This is a genomic window from Paenibacillus sp. 10L310 (assembly GCF_056395745.1).
This window is the reverse complement of record NZ_JBFTKC010000006.1, coordinates 15965-40638: the sequence shown is the minus strand read 5'-3', so window position 1 is coordinate 40638 and position 24674 is coordinate 15965. Positions and strand designations below refer to the sequence as shown.

The window sequence follows — 24674 nt, the reverse complement described above, 5'->3', positions numbered from 1 at the left end:
TTATTGAGCTACCATCAGATCAGCTCGTCGTAGATCTCTTTCATTTCTGCAAGCGCTGCAGGGACACGCTCACCGAACCAGGCAACATCTTGCATATCAAGCAAGATATTCGGATACATCCGCGAGAGCGTAGATACCAGAATACCGTGCTCAGCAAGCTTGCTATTTAACAAAATATCAAAAGACATCAATTCAAACGTATAATCAGCCGTATCCGTAAGCGGCTCCGTGCAGCAGTGATAAGAAGCACAGCCAGACGGCCCTTGAACAATTAAAGGCAGACCTACCTTCACTGCTTCCTGGCAGAGTATGTCATGCATCATCTCAGCGTGGCGGTTCATGCTGTGCATCGCCTGTCCTCCATTGCGTCCCAACATTTCCAGCGTAGCTTTTACAGCAGCTGTACCTAATGGATAGCCATTAAACGTACCCGCATGAATTACTTTTTTGTCTACAAGCAACTTCATGATATCCGCTCGGCCAACCAGGGCTGACACTGGAACTCCGCCACCCGCGATTGCCTTCCCAAGTGTAGTCAGATCAGGCGTTACACCGAATAACTGTTGGGCACCACCGAGACCCATACGGAATCCTGTTATAATCTCATCAAAAATGAGCACGACCTGGTACTGATCACATAACTGTCTGACTTTTTGCAGATAACCCGGAGCAGGCATGACTCCGCCTCCATTTACACAAACCGGCTCCATGATTACTGCTGCAATGTCGTCTCCATGCTGGCGAAATAGTTCCTCCAGACGGGGTGCGTCATTCCATGGCAAGAGGTAGGATTGAGATTCCATGGCATCCCTTGCCCTCCCCTTTGTTCCTTTCATGTCACCAGGATAGTCTGAAGGTACAGGCAGACCTGTACGTGCAGTCTTGCCACCCATAATATTGTCCGCATTGCCATGATAATGGCCTTCAAAACGTACAAAGCGATTTTTACCTGTCCACGCCCGGGCAAGACGAAGTGCATTCTGGACAATCTCCGTGCCTGATAACCCAAAACGAATCATCTCTGCTGAGGGTACATATTGATGGATCAGTTCCAGAGCCTCTGCATCCAGATCGCAATGACTTACGGAAAGAACACGGTCAATGGTATCCTTCAGACACTCGTTATACTCCTCGTTGCCGTGGCCAACGATGAGGGCACCAAAGCGGGCATATAGATCCAAATACTCGTTGCCGTTCATGTCCGTCACTCTGCTTCGGGAAGCATGCTTGAAATGGAGCGGTGTCTCTTCCCAAGGAAGGTGGAAATTATAGTGCACACCTCCAGGAAGCCATTGTTTCACCCGCTGATTGTACTGCATCATCTCCGTGATCATCCCTTATCGCCTCCCCCACTTGTCTGGTTTACTGCTTCATATCGCTCCAGTAACCTGGACCGATCTTGCGGATCATCCAGCGAATAGGCTGCAGGCAAGGTCTTATTCTCAGCCAGCATATTTCTTACGCTCTGGCCTGGACCGATATCGATCCATACCGTCGCTCCCAGATTTTGAACACGTGCCAATGCCTGATTCCAGCGAATGGGTTGCAAAAGCTGGCTGCTCAGCAGCTTAGGAATGTCCTCGGCTCCGCGAATGAACTCACCATGTACTGTAGAGCAGATGGGAAACACCGGTGCAGAGAAGGAAATCCCTGCAAGCATCTCTTCAAGCTCAGGCTGAATGAACTGCATCAACTCGCTATGATAAGGTGCATCTGCCTTCATTGGCATCATGCGAAAAGGAATGAATTCCCCACCGTAGCCATCCACCTGATCATCCAGCAATTTAAGACCCTTCGCAGTACCTGCGACGATAAACTGTCCCGGTGAATTATAACCGGAGATCGTCACATACTCGTTCTGACGAATATTCCCGACTAATTCTTCAAGCGCTTCTTGGGTTACATCAACGACAATACCTGCTCTTCCTTTTTGCTCCTGAATGGAGCGATGCATCAACGCACCACGCTGAGCTGTAAAACGGATTCCATCAGCAAATCGCAATGCTCCCGCCGCTACTAAAGCCGAAATCTCCCCCAAACTGTGACCTACTGCATAATCTGGAGTCATTCCAGTCCGCCGAACAAATGAGTCAAATAAAACGTAGCTTGCCGTCAGTACAGCAGGCTGAGCATATTCAGAGACCGTCAATTGATCCAGGGTCCCTTCCATAACCAGTGCCTTCAAATCAAATCCGATCACCTCGCTCGCTTCCGCAAAGATCTGATTCGCCTCCGGCTCACTGTCCAACAACTCGCTGCACATTCCGATATACTGGCTTCCCTGGCCGGGAAATAGCGCACAGAACGTCATACGCTACCGCCACGCTTGTAATAGGCTTTTAATCCGTAATGCGAGATCATCTCCTGCTGCATCTGAGAAGAACCTTCAATAATCTCCAGAATTTTTGCTTCCTTATACAGCCTGGCAACAGGATATTGGTTACTAATTCCATTCGCACCATGAACCTGTAGCGCATCACTTGCAACTTCAACAGCAACTTTGGACGTAAAATATTTGGCGATCGTTGTCTCCATGGCGGCCTGCGGGTCCTTGGCTTCTCTCAGCTCGGCTGCACGTAAACATAATGCTCGTGCTGCATGGACTTTTGTCACCGCATCTCCAATCATGCCGCGAATCAGCTGAAAATGACTCAGCTTCTGATCAAATTGCTTCCGCTTCCTTGAGTAAGTCACCATGGCATCCAGCGCTTCCTGCGCAATCGCCAGCCCTGCCCAGGCAATGCTATATCTGCCCTGGTCCAGCGCCCCGGTTACGATGTACTCAAAACCTTCATTCAGACGTCCAATAATGTGATTCTTTGGTACACGCACCTCATGGAGATCAATCTCAGCTATACCTGTCTCTCCCGCAACCATGACACCTTCGATAGGTTGGGTCTGTACCCCCTCAAACTGGCGTTCGACCCAAAAAGCAGTGCTTCGTCCCTGATTCGAGGCAATAATGATAAATACATCTGCCAGATGTCCAAACGTGATCCACTTCTTTTTTCCATTCAAAACATAACAGTCCGATTCTTCTCTCCACTCGGTCTTTACACTTTTGGCATCTGAACCAACTTCCGGTTCAGTCAGGCCAAAGGCAGCAATCCATTCTCCCTTCACCAACTTGGGCAGCCAGGACGATTTTTGCTCAGGCGTTCCGAAACGTACCAAAGTTTCACTTACAAGTGAAGTATGTACCGTTAACAAGCTGCGAACGGCTGGAAGAGCCTTGCCAAATACTTCAGTCAACAGCCCGTACGCCTTAGGACCGAGACCCATGCCGCCATATTCAGCCGGGATCGAGGCAGCCAAGTAACCTTTTTCAGCCATGGCACGGATCAATGTTCTGGGAATGGCTTGCTGCTCTTGAATCTGTTGAGCATAAGGACGAATTTCACGGGCAGCAAACAATTCAGCTTCATGAATGATCTCTTGCTCTACATCCGCTTCAATCATTCGGCAACCCCCTCTTGAAGAAGAGATTCATTGAGATAAGCGGCGAATTCGGCAATTGTTTTGTATTCAAACAACGCAACCGGACTGATGTCAACTTGAAGATGCTTACGCGCACGATTAATGATCTTGAGCGCCTGCACAGATGAAACACCAATTTTCAAAAAATTCATCTCTTCATCGATGTCCTCTGGCTCCTGATTCAACGCTGCAGCAATCTCGCTTTTGAGAAAAAGCTCAATTTCTTCTTTTGTCATATCATGACCTCCGTTCCCTGATTCACATCTATCCAATGTACATACGGCTCGAATGGGTGTGCTGGCAGATGTACAATCTGGCCAGAGCCATTCGGATGTAACTGTTCCCAATCCAGCGCAGCACCACGTACATAAAGCTGTCCCAGCAATAAAGCAAGCTGATCCTCCATGGTAAGTGTCGGCTCGGCAGACAGGCGGATGAAGCTCTCCTTGCCACTGTATTCGAGCTGCTGCACTGTCTGATCTGCAGCAATTATAATTACAATGTCGGCGTTTGCCATCTTGCCAGGTGTGTCTTGCAGACTGTCTAACGTCACTCTGTTGTACACTGGAATGGATTGGCTTGCATGAGCGCTGTGATGTTCCTCGCCATCCAGATGTAAACTGGATACAAGTTCCTCTCCTGTAGCTATTCCTCGAATCTCTTGAATGGAAGGGACCAGACGTACAAGTGTCTCAAGCAAAGTCACCCAGTAGTTCAAGGTTGATACGGTATCTTCATTAGAATCGTCTGGCCTGATTACCTTACGAGCTTGAGCCTCATCTTCTCCGCGAATCTCATGCCCCCCAACCACAATATTGACACGAGCAGCTCGGTTTCTAGGCTTGAAGCCAAATTCCATTTCTTCGATGTTCCACTCTCCGGTTGAGCTGACAGCTACTGCTGCACGATACCGATAATGTTTTCTATATCTGTTCCGGGTAAAACAAAGATCCTCTAGTGCCAGGTCCGCATGTTTCTTCACATATTGCTCCGTGTTATCAATCAGCTTTTTTAAAGCCTGCTCTGATTTCGCAGAGAACGTTAACAACTGGCCGCGTGCCGGGGCATCTGCACGGACAGGGGCTTTCCATTCTTCCAGCACAATGTGGGCATTCGTACCTCCCAGGCCAAATGAACTGATGCCTGCCTTCCGTGTTTTTCCTTCAGGTACATCCCACGTTTTATGCTCGCTAACGATATGGAACGGCGATTGCTCCAGTCGGAGGGCCGGATTCGGATTATCCATATGCAGACTTGGTGCCAGTTCCCCATGCTGCATACTGAGAAGAACCTTGGCAAGACTGGCTCCACTGGAGGCTGCAAATAAATGACCAATATTGGTTTTGACTGAACCTAATCCAATCGAATTATCGCTTGTATCTCCCTTTTCCCGGAACAGTCGGAGCAAGGCATTCACCTCAATTGGATCTCCAATCCTTGTCCCCGATCCATGTGCTTCAATATAAGAAATCTCGCTGGGGTTTAGGTTGGCGTCGCGATAAGCGGCACGGAGTACCTCATATTGCCCCTGAGGGTTGGGTGCCATAATGCCCAGGGAATATCCGTCGTTATTCACCGCTGTCCCGCGAATCACACCATAAACATGTTTATTGTTGCGAATTGCCTCTGTTAGCGGCTCCAGATATACAACAACAGCACCTTCTCCCAAGACTGAACCATCTGCTTCCCGGTCAAATACCTTCGTATGTTGAGTGGAAGAACAGATTCCAGCATTGCGTGATAGTTGATGAACATGCGGTGTAGCCAAAATGTTCGCTCCACCTACAACTGCCCCAGAGATACGCTTGTCCTGAATGGCCGCCACAGCTTGTGTCAGTGCTACCAGAAAAGAAGAACATGCTGTATCTATGGACAGTGCCGGCCCTGTAAAATTGTACATGTGTGAAATGGAGGCCGCTGCAATATTGGACATATTGCCTACCATAGCGTGAGAATGAACAGCCTTTCCAAGACTCCGGTTCATATAATCAATAACCAGATCGAAGTATGTGCTTGGGTTAATCCCTACATACACACCCACATCACGCTTATCCTCATGGTCCACGAGCATACCCGCATCCTCCAGCGCCTCATGAGCAACTTCCAGCAGCTTGCGATGCTGCGGATCCATAAATGCAGCTTGTTCAGACGGGATTTCAAAGAACTCATGATCAAACGTATCCGGTTGCTTCAGTTCCCCAATCCAGTCATCCCAACCGGGTTGCTTGGAACGTGTTGCACGCTCTAAACTAACCCGGTCAACACTATCTAACCCGTTAACCAGATTGCCCCAGAACTGCTCTTGGGTGTCGGCATCAGGCAGACGCAGAGACAGTCCGGTAATAGCAATAGCACGATGTACATTCAGGTGATTATCTGTTGTTTCAACTTGTTCAAAGTCCTTCGTTTCTGCTGGAAGTTCCTGCAGATATTCCACCATCTCACGTACTGTACTGCAAAAAACAAGTAGTTCTTGTCCTAATTCACGTCCCATATGTGCAGACAGCTTGTCAAGTAATTGATAAGAGAGAATGGAATTGCCTCCAAGTGCGAGAATAGAAGTATCCATCTCAATCTTTCCTGCGGGCAATTGAAGAATTTCGGCCCAGGCTTTACGTACGGTATATTCCAAAGACGATGCGGAAACCGTCTCGTGTCCTTGCTGTTGTGAGTTTTCGCGAATCAGCTCTTCAATGGCCGCGATGTCCTTGGTAAATACTCCACGCTCATATTCGTTTCTCAGTATGAAGCGCTGGACCTTGCCACTCGTCGTTTTGGGGATAACTTTGATTGGGAGAACATGGGTGATCTCAATACCCAATCCAGCCCTCATACGTTGGATCAGATCCTGTCGCACCTCCAGAAACTGTGGAGCGCCCGATTTGTATTTAACAAATACAAGCAGTTCCTCTACTTGATTGAGGCTGTTAAAGTGCCCGACTACCGTCAGATTCCCTCTCGGAATGCTGCTATTCTGGTACAAAATTTCTTCAAGATCATGCGCATAATGGTTCTGTCCCCGAATAAACACAATGTCCTTGATTCGTCCGCTTACAACAAGGGAGCCATCAGCCATATAACCCAAGTCTCCAGTGCGAAGCCACCCATCCATATACATTTCACGATTGATCTCTGGAAGACTGTAATATCCGGAGGTTACCGATTCCCCACGGATCTGGATTTCGCCAACAACCCGCTCATCCAGCACTTCACCCTGTTCATCCGCAATCCGGATCTGAATCCCTGTCATGGGATATCCTTCATGGACAAATTCGATCACATCCGAAGTATGGCTATCACTGCTAGGCAGCTGTACTGGCACAGCCAGTCCTTCCTGCACCAGCCGCGAACGCGAAATACGTTCAATTCGCGGCTCTTCCCCCAGTCTGGAGGTACATACACCTACTGTCGCTTCTGCCATGCCATACGCAGGAAACATCATATTGGAACGATAGCCACAAGAGCTGAATTTTTTGACAAATCGCTCGATAACAGACGTTGATATAGGCTCTGCACCATTCAAGGTCATACGTAATGAAGACAGATCAAGCGTTGAGAGCTTGGAATCCGGGATCTTCTGAACCATCCATTCGAAACCGAAATTGGTACAGCAAAACCATTTCCCCTGATGCTCCGTAATCTTGCGCAAGAACAGATAAGGCGACCGTACGAAGGTATAAGGTGACATCACCATAATGTTGGCTCCACTCAGGACGGGTGTCAGATGCTGTCCAAATATCCCCATATCATGCGTATGCGGCAACCAGGTAAACACATTATCTCCTTCTTCAGCTCCAAGAAAAGTCTTGCATGCAATACTGTTGGCGATAATATTGTGATTTGTTAACTGCACACCTTTGGGAATTCCCGTGCTTCCTGATGAGAATTGCAGGAACACAATGTCATCAGGAGAGGTTGGGCATAGATCAGCCATCTGCTGGCCTGCTTGAAGCTGGTTCACGCTAATCAACATAAGACCTTTGAATACCGGACTTTCCGCAAGCTGTTTATACTTGGGCATGTAGGCTTCCTCGACGATAACGACTGGACGCCCGAGTACCTCCCACACTTTCGTGAATTTCTCCAGACCGGCTGAGCCTGGTTCCCAGGCAGCCGGAGGACTAACCGGGGCGACAATAATGCCCCCCAGCATACAAGCCCAAAAGGTACGGTAAAATTCCTGTGACTGGTCAATTTCCAAAATAACAACCTGTCCTTGTTGAATGCCTTGCTCCTGAAGAGACTGCAGGTACTTGCGCGCCTGCATCAGTAATTCAGGATATGATTCAAACTGTTCGTCACCTGAAGAGCTGATATAGGTCATTCCCTTTTCTGGATGAGTATCTGCAATGTAGATTAGCATCTCAGCCACTGTTGAATAATGTTCTGGCACAATCAGCTCGGGTCCTCGCTGTATGGATTTACTGGACATGTTGCACCTCCATTGCCTCATTGTGAACTACCACTCTCACATCGCTACCAAGCTTGTCATCAATCAGCTGTTTCATACGTTTGATGTCCAGACCAGCCTGACAGGCCAGATGTACGTACAGACACTCTTCGTCGTAGCGAATAACCCATTCGAATTGGGCGAGTCCCGAATTCGAATCTTGGTCATCCGACGACTGAGACGACATTGGGATCGCTTCGCTACTGGAGATGAAGCCTTGATAATTAAACAGAATCATCTGACGCGTCTCCTGTTCTGCTTGCCTGTAGGCAGTTCCCAATTGTTCCTGTATGCCATCATATTGTGCCGAGAGGGAAGAATCATGTGTAAGTGCCATAAAGTTAATGCTGTGTTGCTTCGTAAATTCCAGACGTTCCAACAGATCTTCCTGTGTGAATTCACTGTCTACCAGCACTGGAATCAGATCTAGGAATTCTCCCACATAATCATAGTAGGATTCTTCGCCATACTCCCTTCCGTAATGCACCAGGGCTATTGGCAATTGGCTTATGTTCAGATAAGCCGCAATGATGTTGGAAAAAGTTTTAAAGCATGTCCACCAAACATCTGCAGGCTCCTTCCCTGCAAGGGACAACTCGACAGTCATCGCTGAAGGCGACAATGTTTCTGTTTCCTTCAACTTGTTCATGACGATGGCGTTACATCTATTCCATGCCTGAAGCAAAAATTGTTTCTCCATTTCATCTTCTGATACCCCTATGGGGCCTTGAGACAGAAAATTTACATAATCCTCATAATTTCGTACTTGGTACAGAAGATCACTCTCGATCTCTATACCTTGCGGTCTATATAATGCCTTCGACTCAAGTTGCTGCTTGATGATCTGGGCACTCATACCATCAAACGCAAGGTGATCAAAACTCCAAATCAGCTTATGCTCTGTTGCTCCTGTACGCAAAATACACAGACGCCAAGGTAGTTCCTTCAACGTATACGTTTTGTGTAACAGAGACTGAACCAGTTTGTACTCCAACTGCTCAATCGTAGCCGAAGCATAATGACGAATATCAAGATATGGGATAAGCTGTTGCAGCATGTCCGCCGCTAACGATATATCACATGGATGCCAATACAATTGTTCTTCCTCATATATCATGCTGTGCAGCAACTGATGCCGGGATATAACCCCAAGAATCAGGTGTTTTACAGCTTGTTCATTCAATTCGCCTTCCAGCGTTGTTGTAAATCCGCTTGCTCGTGAAGTCGTAGAAGCATGTGCTTGTTGAATTGGAGATAGTGGGAATTGACCCATAGGGGTTATGCCCGCCATAAAAGATGAAACCTGATTGCAGCTGTTTAAGACATGCAGGACCAGGCTGTCCAGTTGTTTCTCATGAAGTGTTATGTCCTGTGGTATGACTATCGGGGACTGAATATGCAGGCTATCTTCGGACCAAACTGACGCCGGAGGATTAATATCTACCAATTTGGCAAGTCCTCTAACTGTCGGATATTGGAATAATTCGTTCACATTGATGGCAATTCCTTCTTTTGCCAAAATTTGAGTGAATGCAATCGCTTTGAGCGAATGCCCCCCATTTTGAAAGAAGTGATCTTCCACACCAATGCCTGGATTACCCAGGATCTGTCGCATGGCGGCAAGAATGGCACGCTCTGTTTTTGTCCGAGGTGAACTCACTTCCAGAGACCTCTGCTGCTCTTCAACCAAATGCTCGGACAATGCCCTTCGGTCCACTTTGCCATTGGCATTAATCGGAAGATGATCCATTCGAATAATGCGTGCAGGCACCATGTACTCTGGCAGTTGCTGTTTAAGTTCTCTTCGAATATACTCAACATCTGCCCCAGTGTCGCTTGTATAAAAAGCGGCAATGTAAAGACTTCCTGATGGTTCTGTAACTGTCATGACAAAGGCATCACGAACTCCCGAAAGACGCTCCATGCAATTACCTATCTCCGATAATTCAATGCGGAAACCTCTAATCTTGACCTGGAAATCCGAACGTTCAATAAAAATCAGACTGCCGTCATCCAGACGTTTAACGATGTCACCTGTCCGATACATTCGTTCTCCCTTGCGGAAGGGATCATCAAGAAAGTGTTTTCGGGTAAGATCCTCACGGTTAAGATATCCAATACCCACCGCATCCCCACTGATATACAGTTCACCTGGAACGTTGGGTGGCACAGGCTTCAGCTCATCATCCAGAACATACAAAGCTGTGTTAGACAGGGGGTAACCTATGGGCAGTGAGCCAGTATAAGGCTCTGTTTGCTGTAATAAGTGGTAGGAGGCAAAAAAGGTTGCTTCCGTTGGCCCATATCCATTTAACAGCCTGCCTGGCCCCACGCATGCAAGCGCTTTGTTGGCATGACTCACCGATGCAGCTTCACCACCAAACATCACTCTACGCACATTCTTCAAGCATTCAGCATCCCAATCCACCAGCATATTAAACAAGGATGTCGGAATATAAAATACTGAAATCCGTTGCTGTCGGATGACATCCGCCAAACGAGCCATATCCAAAATGGTCTCTTTTGAGATTAATACAAGAGTAGCGCCATTTATTAATGAAGCAAAAATATCGAAAATGGAACCGTCAAACGCATAGTTAGAAATTTGCAGAATACGATCCTCTGGCACAACGGTGACAAAATTGCTGTTTTTCATGACTTTGGTCACATTGCGATGACTCATCACAGTCCCTTTTGGAGTTCCTGTTGACCCTGATGTATAAATGATATAAGCCGGGTCAAGAGCGGTCTTGTTCATATGTTCAACAGGCTCCTGCATGTCTCCTGAATCAAATGCTGCCAGTTCATCTGCCGGCACGATACAAGGAACTACAGATTGCCATGTCGAAGTATACGCCGTTTCAGTCAATAACACAGCCGCATCGCAATCTTGCAAAATAAATTCAATTCTCGATGGCGGCGAAGCCGGGTCGATCGGGACATAACTGCAACCCACTTGGAGTGTAGCAAGAATACTGATCATCTGGATCGGTCCACGGTCCAGAATGAGAGCAATACTGGAGCCTGATTTTACCCCTTGTCCAAGCAAGCTGAACGCCAGCCACTGAACACGTTCGTACAGATCCGCATAGCTCCACTCACCGTCTTCCGAGACCAATGCTGTCTTTTGTGCATGCACATGAACTTGTTCCTCGAATAGTTGGGAAATGGTCGCATCTCGCGGGTACTCAACGGCATTATCGTTGACTCCGTACAGCAGCCATTCCTCTTCCTCCGGTGTAGTGAGCTTAATCTGACCAATTCGTTCATTATCCCCTGTTACGATCTGAGACAGGATATACCGGAATTTATCCAGCATCAGTTCCATGGACTCCGCTTTAAACAAACCTGAGCGATAGTCAAGTTCAACCGTGTAACATTGTTTATGCTCGACCAGTGTCCAAGTCAGATCAAATTTGGCATCCACCTTACCTTCTACCCATGGTTCAAGCATCAGTTCCCCGGCTTCAGGATCATCGGTTCCCATATTAATGTAATTTAGCACCACATCAAATAGGGGGTTGCGGCTTAAATCACCGAATAGACCAAGTTGTTCCACCAGTGCTTCATAAGGATATTGTTGATGCTCATAACAGGATAACAGCTTGCCTCGCATCTCATTCAAATACGCCTCTGTAGAGCATTCTCTGTCCATACTGGTGCGAATGGCAAGCATGTTCACGAACATACCCATAACGTTATTGAGTTCTGGCTTCTCACGCCCCGCAACCGCTGTGCCAACGACCAAGTCGTCTTGACCCGTATACTTCCAGATTAATAGATTCAAAGTTGCCATAAACAACATATAGGGTGTAAGCCCTTGTTGAGTACAGAAGTCATTGACCTGTGTGCTTAACGACTCACCAAGTTCAATGGAACGTCTGTCTCCGCTGTAGGATGACGCGCCATGTCTTGGGAAGTCTGTAAGCAATTCAACCGGTGCAGGCATGTCCTCGAATTCCCGTATCCAAAACTCGGCGTCTTCAACAGATTGTCCATGTGACGCAGCTTCATCACGCCATTCCGCATAATCCTTATACTGAATATCAAGAGATTGCAATGTTTCTCCTCTGTACATGCGAGCAAAATCCTGCATCAGGATAGCAATGGAACTCTGATCCGAAATGATATGATGCATGTCGATGAATAAGATGTGTTCCTCTTGAGAAAGGTGAATGAGCTTAACACGAACCAATGGTGCGCTGGTCAGATCAAAAGGCTTGATCCATTCCATGACCTGCTCTAACCCTGCTGTTTCTAATTCCAGCAACTCCACCACGCTTGGAACCTGATCCTCCACAATTTGGAAAATCTCACCGTCAATCATTTCAAATCTGGTACGGAATGCTTCATGTCTCTCTACCAGTGCATCCATTATTACTCTGAATTGCGTAGGGTCAAGTTTTCCCCTTACCCTATAGGAACTGGCGAGATTGTACGCCGTACTCTCACCTTTCATCCACTCATGCACCACATACATTCTTCGCTGTGCAGAAGTGGTCTTGTATTTCTCTTTCTTAGTTACAGGTAAGATTGGGTTCACTGAATCAGAGTCACTTGTAACCTGATGTTCAGCAATCCATTGAACCATGTGTTCAAACACAGAATGATCAAAAACCTCTTCCAGCCCCAAATTTAATCCAAACATTTCTTTAATCCTCGACGCCAAGGAAATCGCTTTTAAAGAATGACCTCCAAGCTCAAAGAAATCATCTTCAAGGCCGACTTCTCCATTACCAAGCAACTCCTGCCACAATTGCGATAATACATGCCTTATCTCATCATCAGTCCGTTGAACCCTGACTTTCCCAGATGGAGATTGGTCTAATGCTGCGATAGAACCCGCTGCAACCTGTGACATACCTGCAAGCTGATACAACGCAACATCATGTTGATGAACAATAGGGTCAAAGGAATACGTCGGCAGGGAGATTTTTTGCCTAGGCCCCGTTCCGTTTAACTGTTCCCAATCCAATTCCATGCCAGAGCACCAGCAAAAAGCAAGTACTTTCATTAAATACACGTCTGCCTCAAGCAGGCTCTGACGATCTCCAGTAAGAGCAATGATGTTTGGCTCTGAAAATGAATCCGGAGCTATTGGTTCTGTATCCTGCTGCTGATTCGAAACGATCCACAGCGTATGCCCAGCAGATTCAGAAAGCGTCTTGCGATTTAGCAGCGTAAACAGGAAATTTGGAGATAACAGTGGTGCAATACTCGACGCATGGTCTGTTACAGTTGCATCTGTCATCCTTCCTGTCAAAGCATCTGACAATGCTCCTTCTTCTAGTGACCAATGCTCCAGATTGTATAAAAGCCCCACGGCATGTACTGGATCAAGTGCATCACTAATAACCAACCCCACCAGTTCGCCAACGCCTTGTCCACAGACAGCATCCGGCTTGATACCAAGCTGCATCACGGTTTTATAAAGAGCATATTGCACAACAAAGCACTGCATGCGCTCAAGCCTTGAATCGATTAACGATCGCCCTATGCCTTGGCGGATGGCATACTGTTCCTTGGACTCAAAGAGGTTCAGTATCTCTTCAAAGTGCTGTTTGAATATCTCTGAGACCTGGCTGCGATACACAGAAGCATATAGTTCCCGAATCTTGCGCGCTTCCCAACTTGCATTTCCGCTGAGATAAAACATGACCTTAGGCTTCCCATTCATCACACTTGCCTGTGTCTCAAACTCTACAGACTGCTCGCTTGGCGGAATATAACCGTCTACAACGATTAGCGCTTTACGATGAACGAATCTGCTTCTTCCCTTCTGTAGCGTCCACGCAGCATTGGGCAACTGCTCCGGCAATGCATGGATTGCCTGTAGAACCGAATCATACGTGCGTTCCAGCGCAGATTCACTTTTGGCCGAGAAGGGCAGCAGAAGCAATGATTCATAATTGGCTTGGCTCTCTTGGACGGGCGGCTGCTCCAGAATGACGTGAGCATTGGTCCCCCCGATCCCAAACGAACTGACACCCGCTCGCAGGATACGCTTCGCGTCTTCTAATGGCTGTGGCTCCCTGTTGATATAGAAGGGACTATGCTCCAGCTCCAACATCGGATTCGTCCGATTCATGTGAATCTGTGGCGGAACCACCCGGTGATAAAGCGTCAGTACGGTTTTAATAAAACCGGCGACACCTGCTGCCGCATCAAGATGCCCAATATTGGCTTTCACAGAACCTAGAGCACAATAATTTCTACGATCTGTTCCCCATGACTGCCTGAGCGCTTCGATTTCAATCGGGTCCCCCAGTTTGGTTCCTGTTCCATGCGCCTCCAGATAGGAGATCTCTTTTGGAGACACTCCCGAACGATGCAGGGCTGATTGAATAACCTTGACCTGCCCGGCCACACTCGGTGCCGTATATCCAATTTTGTCCATGCCATCATTATTAATCGCTGAACCTTTAATGACTGCATAGATATGATCTCCATCTCTCTGCGCGTCGCGGAGTGACTTGAGCACAACCATTCCGCATCCATTACCAGACACAGTACCAGATGCCTGCTCATCAAACGGTCTGCAATGACCATCCTTTGAATAAATCATGCCTTCATGCCAGTGATAACCTTCTTTGAGCGGATAGGAGATAGAGACACCTCCCGCAAGTGCCACATCACACTCTCCCCGAATCAAAGATTCAGCAGCTTGGTGGATAGCGACCAAAGAAGTCGAACATGCGGTCTGGACTGCCATACTCGGCCCTCTCAGATTTAATTTGTGAGATACTCGGGTTGTAATATAGTCCTTTTCATTTAAAGTCATGGCTTCAAAAGCCTGTAACAAATTACCGGAGCGACCGAGAAATTGCACCATCCATGGTAAGCTCAGTCCACTTCCGGCAAACAATCCTATAGATCCCTCATAACTGTAAGGATCACACCCGGCATGCTCAAGCGCCTCCCATGAGCACTGATGCAGCAGCCGGATTTGCGGATCCATCATGTTGGATTCCTGATGCGGATATTCGAAAAATCCGGAGTCAAAATACTCAGTGTCTTGCAGTACACCTTTGGCCCGTACATAATCGGGATGTTTGAAGTCTTCCGGTCGTACACCCGAAGCGGTTAGATCCTCCTCATTCAGACGGGTAATACCGTCCTTACCTGCCATTAGGTTATCCCAGAACTCCTCAATATTTCTTGAGCCGGGAAAATGCCCTGCCATGCCAATAACTGCGATATCCGACGAAGAAGAAATTCTGCTACTGTGTTCTGAAGCAGACGGGATACTCTGTTCCGGTCTGCTCTGCTCCACTTTGCTGTGTTCAACTGTGCTCCTCACATACTCTTTTGGAGCTGTTGTCGGGTCCGGGTTCGTAACAGGATATCCAACCGAAGCGATATGCCCGCTCTCCTCTTGCACCTGTTGTGTAACTGTCGGCAGCATCTGCTCCGCCACCAGATGATTAACCAGTGATGCAATGGAGGAATGCTCAAACAATTGCACCAGCGGAACGCTTTTATCCAGATAGGCATTCAGCCGATTATTGATCAGAATAAGCCCCAGCGAGTTGCCTCCGATGTCAAAAAAGTGATCATGGATATTAACCGTATCCAGATTCAATATTTCCTTCCACGTTGCAATGAGCATCTGCTCCAGGTCAACTTTTGCCCGCTCCATTCCTTGAATCGATGAGCCATAAACCAGAGCCGGGTTATCCCTCTCTCCCGGCTCAAAATCAGCCAGACGAAGGGCATTGCGATTCAGTTTGCCATTAGGCAGCACAGGCAGATTTTCCAGACGAATCAAGCGATAAGGCATCATGTACTGTGGAAGCCGCTGCTTTAACCAGGTCCGAAGCTGTACGTCTTCATCTTCCATAACGGAAGGCCCACTCCCAGGCTTCAGACTGTAGAAAAGGATTAATTGCAATGAATGTGAATCGGCCCCTTCTACCTTAACGACAGCTTCTCTTACACGTTCATAATTCATCGCTGCCTGCTCAATCTCATTCAGTTCAATCCGGTAGCCACGAATCTTCACCTGCTGATCTAACCGTCCCATTAACTCAACATCCCCATCCGACAGTATACGGGCCAGATCGCCAGTTCGGTACAAACGGCCTCCCAAAACATTGGGGTTTGCAATGAATCGGGCATCGGTCTCAGCAGCGTTGTGCAGATAACCGCGGGATAATCCTTTTCCTGCAATGCACAGCTCTCCATAACTTCCAGGTGGCAGTATTTCACCTTCATCATTCAGAATATAAATCTCTGTATTGGTAATGGGCTTGCCAATGGTAATCGCGGCTGTGTCATTCAATTCTTTGGTCGTTGACCAGATCGTAGTTTCCGTTGGTCCATACATGTTAAAGACTCGAGCGGGCGTAAGCCGCTTCAGATCGGTGAGGAGTCCCACAGGGACATTTTCCCCTCCGGTAAGAACACACCGCAGATTGCCCAGCGCCTGAGCGAATTCTGGATTTTCGACAAATGCCTTAATGCGTGAGACCGTGCTAAGAATGTGTGTAACACCATGTTCACGTATTCGACGTGAAGCAAGAGCCGGGTCAAGCTGCTCCTGCTCATTGGCCAGATACAGCGAATATCCGGTGCATAATGGTGTCCACACTTCAAATCCGAAAATATCAAAAGATATGGTCGTTACACTGATGATGCGATCTGTCTCATGCGCAAAAATATGTCGGTGCCTGACGTCCTCAACAAAATTGACCATCGCCTCATGAGTAATCATGACCCCTTTGGGACGCCCCGTCGATCCTGAGGTGAAAATCACACAGGACAGATCCGAAGACAGGAGGCTTACGTCCGGGTTAACGGATGAGCGCACATCCTGGGCAGTTGGATCATACACAAATCGCTCTCCGCTAAAAGTCACTGTGCCTTCTTCATCAGGCGTACACAGCAATACGTTCATTCGGCTGTCTTCAATCATATTCACGATGCGCTGCGGCGGAAAAGCAGGGTCCAGAGGCACATAAGCCGCCCCAGCTTTCAGCACCGCCAATAGCATAATAATCAACGATTCATCTCGTCTGGATAATATGCCTATAGGTTCATCCCGGCGCACACCTTGATCAATCAGCTTCCAAGCCAGCGTATTAGCTTTTTCATTAAGCTCCCTGTAGGTAAAAGAAGCTCCAGATGATACAAGGAGAGCTTTCTTGTCTGGTGTGTGTTCTGCCTGCAGCTCGAACAGCCGATGCAGACCCACCGCAGGAGTGTAATCCAGACGTGGACCAGCAAGACGATGGACTGGGTGCTCATGAGAAATGTTTCTCTCAAACAGTTCGCTCAGAGACAGATTAGGCTGTTGTACAACCTCTTGGCAGAGTCCGATAAACTCCTGCATCATACCTTCAACTGTGTCCCGGCGGAACAGATCCAGCGAGTATTCGATATATCCTTCAATCACCTGCTTCTCCCTGTTTTCTTGACAGGTCATTAACAGATCATAAGTAGACGTACCCGTCTCCACCGGAAAAGAACTAAATTGCAAACCATGAAGTTCAAGTCCATGCAAGTCCATGTTCTGATAATCAAAACAAACATCAAATACCGGATTTCGGTTCAGCTCACGTGTCACGCCCAGTTGTGCCACAAGCTCATTAAACGGATATTCCTGATATGCAAAAGCATCCAGTGTATGTTGTTTGAGTTCGCGTAAAAAATCAGTGTACGTACGATCAAACGTTGGAAAATTCCGCATCGCAATCATATTGACAAACATGCCTACCGTCTCTTTCCACTCCTCTTGCATCCTTCCTGCAACAGGCGTTCCTACCACAATGTCCTGCTGACCTGAGCGGTGTGCAAGAAGAAGATTCCACACACTTAGCATTACCATATACATGGATGCTTCCGATGAGGAAGCCAGCTCATGCAAGTGTTGTGTTAACGAACGATTCAACGTGAAATGAAGACGTCCCCCTTGCATGGATCGCTGTGATGGACGCTCATGGTCAAGTGGAAGCCCCAGCACAGGTAAAGAAGGGCCAAGATGGTCCAGCCAGTACGTTTGATGTGAAATGTATTCCTGTGAAGCGAGACGTTGCTGCTGCCATACCGCGTAATCTTTGTACTGCAATCGGACTGCATGCTCTTTGCCAAAATATAAATCATTGAAGTCACGAGTAATGATTTCGACAGATGTACCATCCGCGATAATATGGTGAATATCAAAGAATAACAGATGCCTGCGCTCGCCTATCTTAATCAGTTCAACCCGCATAAGCGGAGCTCTCCCCAGATCAAAAGGACGAATCAATGTCTCGATCATCGCAGGCAACTCTTGGTCATCTGCCACATGCTGCTCTGCGTAGCCCATACTTAAGCGAACCGAAGGTTGGATGATCTGAACGATCTGACTACCCCGTATCTCAAACGATGTTCTGAGCGCCTCATGATGTTGCATCAACTTCTGCAAAGCAGCCTCAACTCTTATACGGTCCAATTCACCTTCAATAATGGTTGCAGACGGTAGGTTGTATGCCGTATTGCCTGGATCAAGCATCGCTTGTGTGAACATACGCATCTGTGCAGAAGAGATTGGATAAGCATCCATAGTGGGTGCAGATTGAATTATCTGTTGGTCCACTTTTGGTTTCGCCATGACATAGAGATGCTCCGCCAGTTGAATAGGCGTTGAATGATTGAAAACATCAGCTACCTCAGGCTGAATTCCTAAATGAGACCGGATCCATGCAGACAAGCTGACTGCTTTGAGAGAATCTCCTCCAACCGCAAAGAAATTAACCTCTTCATCTAGATCATCGATGCCAAAAATCGTTCGATATGCGTCCAGGACAATCTGTTTCAGTTGGTCTGAACCACCAGTATAAACGGTCCCTTTTACTAGAGTAGGGCCACTTCCCTTACCCTGCTCTGCATGCTGCCTATCATCCCCGGTACCCATTCCTTGCACTGCTGATGAGCCAGAAAGAGAAACACTGACAGGATAGGATTGTTTGTTGAAAACATAAGTAGGCAGAGAGCATTTTCGTCGTACCGTCTGCCCTTTGAGCACCTTCCAGTCCGGTTCAATGCCTTCGCACCATAACTCCGCAAGTCTGCGGTTCACATAGATACTGTCCTGCTCCGTCTCCCTTACGTGACGTAGCATATTCAGTACCGTCTGGGAATCTCTTGATAGACTGTGCTGTCTGGCAAAGGAGCTTAGCGTTCGTCCTGCACCTACTTCAATTAATACAGCCCGCTCATCCTTCAACACTTCAGCCAGGTTTGATTCAAACAACACCGGCTGTAAAATATGACGGGACCAATAGTCAGGTTGTGTGATTTCATCGCCAAGCGCCCATGTTCCACTGGTATTGGACAGTAATGGGATCTGTGGCGTATGAAGTGAATGCTCTGCTAGATAACGTCTAAATTCCTCGGCGGCCTGATTCATCATTGGCGTATGGAATGCATGGGAAGTCTTCACACGAATGCACTTCCAGCCCAGTCCTTCAGCCTTGGCTTCCATCCGTGAAATGGCTTCAGCTGTCCCACCAATCACACTGGAACCTGTAGTATTCACCAGGGCAAGCCACATGTCTTCCTCCAGTTGTGACTTCACCTGCTGCGCATCCGCCATAACGGCAAGCATGACCCCGGGTTGTTGTTGCTGCATCAGACGTCCGCGAAGTCGAACTAACTTGACAGCATCTCCGAGTTCGAACACACCCGCTACCGTTGCGGCAGCCAGTTCACCAATGCTGTGCCCGATCATGCCATCTGGCTTGATGCCCAGATCCAGTAGAGACTTGGCGAGCGCATAACTTGTCATGAACAGTGCGAATTGGCTGTACTCTGTCTGGTTTATTCGCTCAGGCTGCTGATCTCCGTATACAACGGACAGCATATCTTCTCGTTCTTCCGCAGGCAGAAGGTCCAATATTTCCTGAATATAACTTCTGAAGATTGGAGCTAGGCCTGCTTGCTCTGTAGATCTGTATAGTTCTGCACCCATTCCCTGATACTGACTGCCCTGTCCGGGGAACATAAAGTATACGGGACGAGTGCCTTGAGCCGAATGGTATACCCGTGCTTTCCCCAGCTGCTGTATCAGCTTGTCCGGATTATCCTTCCATGTCTTATCCAGAATGAGTGCCTTACGATACGCAAAAACAGATCTACCTGATTGCAAGGTCCACGCTGCGTTTGATACAGATTGATCCGGCTGCTGAGTCAGATGTTCCATAATCCGTTCAGCGGTGCGGTTCAGCGAGTACTCCGTTTTGGCGGAAAAAAGCAATATATTTACGTCATCATCCGGACTGCACTTCTCCATCTCGGGAGCCTCCTCCAATACCATGTGAGCATTCGTGCCCCCCACACCAAATGAATTGATTCCTGCGCGCATGACTCCAACATTGCCCTGTTTCCAGTCCACCCCTTGTGCATTAACTTTAAAAGGCGTATTCAAAAAATCAATTTTGGGATTAGGTTGCTCATAATTCGCTGTTCCAGGGATATAACCTTGTCCAAGACTGAGCGCTACCTTGATTAAACCAACCACACCTGCGGCTGTATCCATATGTCCCACATTGCCTTTGACAGAACCCAGATAGCAAAATTGCTTTTGGTCGGAAGCAAAGGCCCGAGTTAACGAGTTTACTTCAATTGGATCACCAAGCAACGTTCCCGTACCATGTGCTTCGATATAACTCACCGTTTCCGGGTCTACTCCGGCTACCTTATAAGCATCCTGAATGACTTCAGCCTGTCCGCTTACGCTTGGAGCAAGAAAACTGAGTTTCTCTTGTCCGTCATTGTTAATTGCTGAGCCTTTGATGACCCCGTAGATATGATCTTCATCCCGCAGAGCATCGGTTACCCGCTTCAACACCACAATTCCCATACCATTGGAGAAGACGGTTCCACTGGCTGCCGCATCAAATGGACGACAGTGTCCATCTGTGGAGAACATCATGCCATCCTCAAATATGTAACCCCCTTCATTGGGCAACTCCACGGTGATCCCACCAGCCACGGCCACATCACATTCTCCAACGATCAAAGATTGACATGCCAGATGAGGTGTAACCAGTGAAGTAGAACATCCCGTCAGAGCGGTATAGGCCGGCCCTTTTAAGTTCAGCTTATAAGCCATTCGGGTAGCGAGAAAATGATTGGTGCTGAGGGTGAATGCTTCGTATTTACTGCTATAGTTAGCATCGTTAAAAAGCACTTGACGGTACCATTCGAAGTCATCGGACCCGCCAAGGAACACACCCACCTTACCCGCTTCATCCGGTCTGCAGCCTGCATCCTCCAGCGCTTCCCATATTCCCTGATACAGAAGTCTGAATTGGGGAGACATCATTTTGGCTTCACCGGGAGTATAGTCAAAGAACCCTGCATCAAACTCATGGATGCCGTTGGCACGTCCTTTTGCCTTGACATAACGAGGTGAACGCAGCAGTGCTTCCTCCACGCCAAGCTCCCTCAATTCATCATCACTATAAAAGTGAATGCTTTCCCGCCGTTCAACAAGGTTACTCCAGAACTCCCTTATATCCTCAGCACCCGGCACATTCACCGCCATGCCCACAATTGCAATGTCCTCACGCATAATGCCATCTTTTCGTTGAAACAATTGTTCCCTTTCAGTCGGTATCCGAACTCCCTCATCTTTCGGACCCAGTGCGGCAAATTGACGCAATGTCGGGCATTCGAAAAAACGAGGCACAGGGAACTCCACATCGGTATAATGCTTAAGTTTATTGTGAGCCTGAATGACAGAAAATGAATTTCCGCCCAATTCAAAGAAATGGTCATCGCGCCCTACTCTCTCAACACCGAGCACTTCGGCCCACACTTCGGCTATAACCTTCTCAAGCTCAGAAGACGGGGCGGTATAGAACGTACTGGAAGCGTGAGCATGCGTGATATCTGCCATGAGTGCCTTCCGGTCAATCTTCCCACTGCTATTCAATGGAAATTCGGATTTATGTACAAAAACGGATGGTATCATATATGCCGGTAACAAACGAGACAGATGCTCTCTCAATTCGACAGAAGGCAGCTCCTGCTCTGACAGATAGTAGGCATACAGCAAGCCGGACCTACCTTCAAATGATTTCATGACTACCACGGTCTGGATGACACCCGGATAGGATGACAGGGTATTCTCAATTTCGCCTGTCTCCAGTCTGGCTCCTTGAATTTTAACCTGAAAATCAATGCGTCCCAGATATTCGATCGTACCGCTTGGGAGTGAACGTACCAGATCACCTGTGCGGTACATGTACCTGAAATGCTCTGCATCCTGTCCTTCTTGAAAGAAAGGATTAGGGACAAACTTCTCTCGGGTCATCTGTTCCAGATTCAGATATCCACGTGCAAGCCCAACACCGCTAAGACAAAGCTCCCCTGGAATACCTAACGGCTGAAGCTCATCATGATTTCCGACGACATACCATCTGGACTCATTGAGCGGGTAGCCAATCGGTACATTGCCCAAGCCTTCGTAATGACTTAACGGATAATGAGAAACCCATATGGTGCATTCGGTTGGACCATAAACATTTTCAAGACTTGCTCCAATGCCTAACCTGTTAAATTTCTCAATGATGTCTGGCGTGACTGCCTCTCCGCCAACAAACATCCATTTCAACGTTTCCAATGCTGACAGATCGGAGCGAAGCTCCATCGTTTCCAGAAAAAGACGGAATAACGTTGGAACAAAGTTGATGTGCGTAACCTTATGTGATGCCACCGTTGACACAATACGAGCAGGGTCTTTTTCTGCTCCAGGCTCAAGAATGCTTAGTGCGCCTTCACCCATGAACCAGCCGAAAAGTTCCGTGGCAGACACATCAAAGGTATATGCTGTTTTCAGCAAGTAAACATCCTGCGCCTGCATCGGAAAACGACGCTCCAGATCAAGCAGTGTATTGACTACGCTATGATTTTCAACCATGACTCCTTTTGGCTTGCCTGTTGATCCGGACGTGTACATGATATAGGCAAGGCTATGCGGATTCAGCGCCTCTTCGAGATTTGAGACATCCCCCGTATAGGCCTGATCTCCCTCAACGTAGATGTACTGGACATCCAGAGTCTCGTCATCTTTTTCGGGCTGCATAGCCAGCACTATGGATATGTCTGCATCCGATAAAATATAGGCCTTTCTGGACAAAGGATAGGAAGGGTCTACAGGCACAAAAGCACATCCGGCTTTTAATACAGCCAATAGGGCAATGACCATATCCGAGGAACGTGGCATCTGCACGCCAACTGCCGCGTTATCACTTTTTTTAATCGCAACGATCTGCCTAGCCAATTGATTCGCTTTTGCGTTGACCTGCGCATAGGTCTGATGCTGCTTGCCTTCCATTAGAGCTACCCGCTCCGGGAAACGTGCTACTTTATCGTGAAATATATCCATAATATGTTGTGGAGTGTAGGGAAAATAAGAAGTTTGATTGAATCGGTACAGTAAGTTTTCTTTCTCATCTTGTATCAGGAGGCTGAACTCCCTGATTTTTTGCTCAGAATTGGTTACTAGTTGATTCAGCAAATATAGAAATCGTTGGCCCATTCGCTCCATTGAATCTTCACGGAACAAGCTCGGTTTATATTGCAGCTTCAACTGCGCACCTTGCGGTAAACGACTCAACACCACCATTAGATCTCCTGGGAACGTAACCTTATCCTGATCCAGAATACGAGTTCCGAGCATATCTTCCTCATAGGAATCATAAACAAAGGAGATATCAAACAACGATGGTGATCCGGGTTGAGCCTGTAACATACTGTCTCTGACAATGAGGTTATTGGGATATCCGATGTTCCTGTACGTATCCATCCAGGTTGTGGCTACTTGTTGCAGCAGAGGTTTTAGAGTTGATTCGAGGTCAATATGGAATCGCATAGGCAACATATGGACAAAACATCCAATCGTTTCTTCCAAGTCCATACCGGGACGATGAGAATATGGGGAGGCAAAGGTGATATCGTCTGTACCGACATATTTACTCATAAGAATGCCAAAGGCACCCATAAAGAACATAAAAACGGTTACTTCATTATCTTTGGACATCTGTGTAATATCAGCCATTAACGATTCCGAAATATCAAATCGCAGTTCATGACCAATCCCTTCTTGTACAGAACCTGCTGGAAAGTCGTGCTTTAGAGAAAGAGGTTCCACTCCCTTCATTTTGTTCAACCAGTATTCCCGCTCTTTGGAGTACTTGTTTTCGTGCAGTTTCTTGTTCTCTGCCTCAACATAAGAGATGAATCCTTCATCCAGCTTGACATCCACAGGCTGATCTTCAAGAAGACACGTATATGACTGGATAAGTTTGTTTTTCATCAGTTCAAGCGACAAGCCATCACATATTAAATGATGAATACATAAGGTCAGAATATATCGGCTTTTATCCATCTGAACAATCATTATACGGAACAGAGGACCTTTCTCCAGCTCAAAAGGTGTCCCGATGCATTCATCCACCAGTGCTTCTAACTGTTGTTCCTTTGGATTCTCCTGATTCTCGCTACTTAGGTCCCACAAGGCAAGTGAATAATCCATATCTTCATGAACGGATAACACGGGTACATCATTTTGAATCTCAATCCGAGTACGCAGCACCACTTGCTCATACATAAGCAATTCGATGGATTGGCGAAATATCTCCATTTGAAGATGATCAAATTGCATTGAAGCTGAGATGTTATACGAAGTGGGATCATTCACCTGACAATCAAAATAGATTCCCTTTTGTGTTTCGGAAAGTTCAACGGTTTTTTGTACCAT

Annotated in this window: 6 protein-coding genes; all 6 read right to left on the bottom strand. The window is 47.4% G+C overall.

Annotation, left to right across the window (positions count from 1 at the left end):
* Window positions 1-14: 14 nt before the first annotated feature.
* The 6 genes from AC1DE7_RS15545 to AC1DE7_RS15520 are packed head-to-tail and all read right to left on the bottom strand — an operon-like array spanning window position 15 to window position 24674.
* Complete coding sequence (locus tag AC1DE7_RS15545; protein WP_353883909.1) at window positions 15-1334, bottom strand: aspartate aminotransferase family protein; 1320 nt, start codon at window positions 1332-1334, stop codon at window positions 15-17.
* A complete protein-coding gene (locus tag AC1DE7_RS15540) occupies window positions 1331-2311 on the bottom strand; it encodes an ACP S-malonyltransferase (RefSeq protein ID WP_477534760.1) in 981 nt (326 codons plus the stop codon). Before AC1DE7_RS15540 ends, AC1DE7_RS15545 begins: the two co-directional genes overlap by 4 nt.
* Window positions 2308-3459, bottom strand: a complete 1152-nt coding sequence (locus AC1DE7_RS15535) for an acyl-CoA dehydrogenase family protein (RefSeq protein WP_036615204.1) — start codon at window positions 3457-3459, stop codon at window positions 2308-2310. Before AC1DE7_RS15535 ends, AC1DE7_RS15540 begins: the two co-directional genes overlap by 4 nt.
* The gene (locus AC1DE7_RS15530; RefSeq protein ID WP_036668520.1) at window positions 3456-3713 is read right to left on the bottom strand and encodes an acyl carrier protein; all 258 of its coding nucleotides are present in this window, start codon (window positions 3711-3713) and stop codon (window positions 3456-3458) included. Before AC1DE7_RS15530 ends, AC1DE7_RS15535 begins: the two co-directional genes overlap by 4 nt.
* The gene (locus AC1DE7_RS15525; protein ID WP_477534759.1) at window positions 3710-7909 is read right to left on the bottom strand and encodes a non-ribosomal peptide synthetase; all 4200 of its coding nucleotides are present in this window, start codon (window positions 7907-7909) and stop codon (window positions 3710-3712) included. Before AC1DE7_RS15525 ends, AC1DE7_RS15530 begins: the two co-directional genes overlap by 4 nt.
* Window positions 7899-24674 (bottom strand): amino acid adenylation domain-containing protein, encoded by a 16776-nt coding sequence (locus AC1DE7_RS15520; RefSeq protein ID WP_477534822.1) that lies wholly within the window; start codon window positions 24672-24674, stop codon window positions 7899-7901. The genes AC1DE7_RS15525 and AC1DE7_RS15520 overlap by 11 nt, the downstream gene beginning before the upstream one ends.